The sequence below is a fragment of the Escherichia sp. E2748 genome, assembly GCF_005781125.1.
GTDB lineage: Bacteria > Pseudomonadota > Gammaproteobacteria > Enterobacterales > Enterobacteriaceae > Escherichia.
Genome location: NZ_VATP01000030.1, coordinates 1 through 1,732, shown reverse-complemented (window position 1 = coordinate 1,732; position 1,732 = coordinate 1). Strand labels below are relative to the sequence as shown.

The following is a 1,732-nucleotide window of genomic DNA, read 5'->3' as shown; positions in this document are numbered from 1 at the left end:
ACTGCTCTTTAACAATTTATCAGACAATCTGTGTGGGCACTCGAAGATACGGATTCTTAACGTCGCAAGACGATAAATGAATACCAAGTCTCAAGAGTGAACACGTAATTCATTACGAAGTTTAATTCTTTGAGCATCAAACTTTTAAATTGAAGAGTTTGATCATGGCTCAGATTGAACGCTGGCGGCAGGCCTAACACATGCAAGTCGAACGGTAACAGGAAGCAGCTTGCTGCTTTGCTGACGAGTGGCGGACGGGTGAGTAATGTCTGGGAAACTGCCTGATGGAGGGGGATAACTACTGGAAACGGTAGCTAATACCGCATAACGTCGCAAGACCAAAGAGGGGGACCTTCGGGCCTCTTGCCATCGGATGTGCCCAGATGGGATTAGCTAGTAGGTGGGGTAACGGCTCACCTAGGCGACGATCCCTAGCTGGTCTGAGAGGATGACCAGCCACACTGGAACTGAGACACGGTCCAGACTCCTACGGGAGGCAGCAGTGGGGAATATTGCACAATGGGCGCAAGCCTGATGCAGCCATGCCGCGTGTATGAAGAAGGCCTTCGGGTTGTAAAGTACTTTCAGCGGGGAGGAAGGGAGTAAAGTTAATACCTTTGCTCATTGACGTTACCCGCAGAAGAAGCACCGGCTAACTCCGTGCCAGCAGCCGCGGTAATACGGAGGGTGCAAGCGTTAATCGGAATTACTGGGCGTAAAGCGCACGCAGGCGGTTTGTTAAGTCAGATGTGAAATCCCCGGGCTCAACCTGGGAACTGCATCTGATACTGGCAAGCTTGAGTCTCGTAGAGGGGGGTAGAATTCCAGGTGTAGCGGTGAAATGCGTAGAGATCTGGAGGAATACCGGTGGCGAAGGCGGCCCCCTGGACGAAGACTGACGCTCAGGTGCGAAAGCGTGGGGAGCAAACAGGATTAGATACCCTGGTAGTCCACGCCGTAAACGATGTCGACTTGGAGGTTGTGCCCTTGAGGCGTGGCTTCCGGAGCTAACGCGTTAAGTCGACCGCCTGGGGAGTACGGCCGCAAGGTTAAAACTCAAATGAATTGACGGGGGCCCGCACAAGCGGTGGAGCATGTGGTTTAATTCGATGCAACGCGAAGAACCTTACCTGGTCTTGACATCCACAGAACTTTCCAGAGATGGATTGGTGCCTTCGGGAACTGTGAGACAGGTGCTGCATGGCTGTCGTCAGCTCGTGTTGTGAAATGTTGGGTTAAGTCCCGCAACGAGCGCAACCCTTATCCTTTGTTGCCAGCGGTCCGGCCGGGAACTCAAAGGAGACTGCCAGTGATAAACTGGAGGAAGGTGGGGATGACGTCAAGTCATCATGGCCCTTACGACCAGGGCTACACACGTGCTACAATGGCGCATACAAAGAGAAGCGACCTCGCGAGAGCAAGCGGACCTCATAAAGTGCGTCGTAGTCCGGATTGGAGTCTGCAACTCGACTCCATGAAGTCGGAATCGCTAGTAATCGTGGATCAGAATGCCACGGTGAATACGTTCCCGGGCCTTGTACACACCGCCCGTCACACCATGGGAGTGGGTTGCAAAAGAAGTAGGTAGCTTAACCTTCGGGAGGGCGCTTACCACTTTGTGATTCATGACTGGGGTGAAGTCGTAACAAGGTAACCGTAGGGGAACCTGCGGTTGGATCACCTCCTTACCTTAAAGAAGCGTTCTTTGCAGTGCTCACACAGATTGTCTGAT

The 1,732-nt window shown here is 52.7% G+C and carries 1 rRNA gene; it reads left to right on the top strand.

Going from position 1 to position 1,732, the window contains the following annotated elements:
- The first annotated feature begins 146 nt into the window (after window positions 1-146).
- A 16S ribosomal RNA gene (locus FEK42_RS20645) occupies window positions 147-1,688 on the top strand.
- Window positions 1,689-1,732: the final 44 nt, after the last annotated feature.